Consider the following 2,650-nt stretch of genomic DNA (forward strand, 5'->3'; position numbering starts at 1 on the left):
CGCTTGTAGTGGACGAAGCGCGGTATCGTGCGCCCGCTGAACGTGGCGCCGGCGACGGTGCCGAGCATCAGCCCGAGCAGCGCAATGCCCGATTCGCTGGCCGAAAGCCCGACGATCGACTGCAGGTAGACCGGCAGATAGACCGCCAGGCCGATATTGGCGGCCTGCAGCAGGAACAAGGACAAGGTGCCGGCCAGCACGATCGGGTTGCTGAGCACCTCGAGCGAGATCAGCGGCTCGTCGGCGCGCATGAGCCGCAGCGCAAAAGCGCCCCAGATAACCGCCGAACTGGCGAGCAGCCCGAGGATTTCGCGCGACAGCCAGGGATAGGCGCTGCCGCCCCAGTTAAGCGCCAGCAGCAGCAGGGCAGTGGCCGCGATCAGCAGCGCCGCGCCGAGAGCGTCGATGCGATGATGCTTTGCCGCGATCGGCAGCTTCTTCAGCGGCTTGTTGATGATCGCCATGGCCAGCAGGCCGAGCGGCAGGTTGATCCAGAAGATCAGCGACCAGTGCAGATGCTCGGCGAAGGTACCGCCGAGCAGCGGGCCGGTAATGCCGGCAACGGCCCATGTGCCCGCGATCCAGGCCGCATAGCGCGCCCGCTCGCGCGGCGGCACGAGGTCGCCGATCACCGTCTGGGCCAATGCGAACAAGCCGCCGCCGCCGGCGCCCTGGATAGCGCGTCCGACGATAAGCACCAGCATGTTGGGCGCGATTGCGCTGACCAGCGATCCGGCGAGAAAGATCAGGATAGCCGCGTAGAGGGTTGGCCGGCGGCCATAGACATCGGAGATCTTGCCATAGAGCGGCGCCATCGCCGTTGCGGTGAGCAGATAGGCGGTGACGATCCACGGCAGATATTCGGCATGGCCGAGCAGACGCGCCATCGTCGGCATGGCCGGGGCGACGATGGTCTGGTCGAGCGCCGCCAGCAGCATCGACAACAGCACGCCGCCGATGATGGCGTTCTTCTCGCTCTCCGTCAGCGGCGACGTCGCTGCAATTGTCGCCGGCTTGTCGACAGCCTGATCCATGGTCTCGTTCTCTCGTGGGCTTGCGCGCGCCTCTGAGGGAGGCGGCCGGCTCGGCCGGGGCGACGACGCAGCCGCGTCGATTGGTTGTCGTGCCTTTCAGGTTCCGCCTTGGCGAACCTGAGATATGTCGTTCCATATAGGCCGATTTCGACGGGGGCTCGAAAGTTTTTGCCGCCTGGCACTACGCTTCGGCGAATTTGGCTTGCGCCATGGGCGCCCTGGTGCCGGCGAAATCAGGCGGGCGGCAGCTGGCCAGTCTCGATGCGCTCGAGCCGGTAGCGCAGCAGCCGCAGGATGCGGCTTTCGAAGTTGACGCTCTCGACGCGGTCGAACCGCACCTGGTCCTGGTCGTGCCTGGCGAGCTCGGCCGCGGTGATCTGCGCGGCTCTCGCCTTGACTTCGGCACAGGTCTTTTGCGGATAGCTCGCCTTCAGCGCGTCTTCCAGCTGCCTGGCGTGGTTCTTGGCGATCTCGACATGGCGTTCCTCGTGCCGCTTGATGTCGGCCGACAGCGTGTCCCAGAACAGCTTCACGTCGGCATCGGCCTTGCGCGAACTGCGCCATTCCGGAAGAATCACCTTGACCTTGACGGTCACGATGGCGTCGGCGACCCGGCAGGAACCCGAGCTTTCCGCATAGCTGACGCGGGTGGTGAACGCCATCTGCGTCGCGCCCGGGTGCCGCGAGCCGGTGCTCTTCACCTGCGGGCCGTGCTTGGAAAGCTGGGTCTCGATGTCGTCCAGCGTGCGGCCGCCAATGGCGAAGTAGCTGTAGGTCTTGACCAGATTGGCCGCGCCGGCGGGCAGGGCGGTCAGCGCGAGAACCAGGGCGCAGGTAAGCGAACGTTTCATCATGTTGCCTCTTCGGCCACCTTGCTTTACGGCCGCTCTCGGCGCAACGGATTTGATTTCCAGCGGATCACAAGATGGTTGACGGACAATGACGACGAGGCGATGGCAGCTGGCGCATGGACGCCATCTCGACCTTGGCGGCAAGGCAGTCGTCGTCGGCATCCTCAACGTCACGCCGGACAGTTTTTCCGATGGCGGGCTGTTCGCCGCGCGCGATACGGCACTCGGCCAGGCGCGCCGCATGGTGGAGGAGGGCGCAGCCGTCATCGATGTCGGTGGCGAATCGACCAGGCCAGGCGCGTCCGCCGTGACCGGAGAGGAAGAGCAGGCGCGTGTCCTGCCGGTCATCGAGGCGCTCGCCGGTTCCGGCGAGGCGCTGATCTCGGTCGACACCTATCGCGAGGACACCGCGCGCCTGGCCGTCGCCGCCGGCGCGCATATCGTCAACGATGTCTGGGGCCTGCAGCGGGAGCCGGGCATTGCACGCGTCGCCGCCGAAACCGGCGCCGGCCTCGTCATCATGCACACGGGACGTGGCAGGCAGAAGCTGCCTGACGTCATCGACGACCAGCTTTTCTTTCTCCGCAAGTCGCTGGAGATCGCGCGGGACAGCGGCGTCGCCGATGATCAGATCGTGCTTGACCCCGGCTTCGGCTTCGCCAAGGAAACGGCCGAGGAGAACCTCGACCTGATGGCGCGGTTTGCCGAGCTTCAGGCGCTGGGCCACCCATTGATGGCCGGAACTTCGCGAAAGCGCTTCATCGG

The 2,650-nt window shown here is 66.0% G+C and carries 3 protein-coding genes; 1 reads left to right on the forward strand and 2 read right to left on the reverse strand.

Annotation, left to right across the window (positions count from 1 at the left end):
* Together EN738_RS33245 and EN738_RS33250 are read right to left on the reverse strand one after the other, a co-directional pair.
* Positions 1-1,034: MFS transporter (locus EN738_RS33245; protein ID WP_127287247.1), on the reverse strand; the 1,034-nt coding region annotated here is incomplete at its 3' end.
* A 233-nt stretch (positions 1,035-1,267) separates the two neighbouring features.
* Positions 1,268-1,888, reverse strand: coding sequence for a DUF922 domain-containing protein (locus EN738_RS33250; protein ID WP_127287248.1), 621 nt, complete (start codon positions 1,886-1,888; stop codon positions 1,268-1,270).
* Positions 1,889-1,973: 85 nt separating this feature from the next.
* Between EN738_RS33250 and folP the strand changes: the two genes are divergently transcribed.
* The coding region (gene folP / locus EN738_RS33255; RefSeq protein WP_127287249.1) for a dihydropteroate synthase at positions 1,974-2,650 on the forward strand (677 nt) is incomplete at its 3' end.

The organism is Mesorhizobium sp. M4B.F.Ca.ET.017.02.2.1, from assembly GCF_003998955.1.
Taxonomy (GTDB): Bacteria; Pseudomonadota; Alphaproteobacteria; order Rhizobiales; family Rhizobiaceae; genus Mesorhizobium; species Mesorhizobium abyssinicae.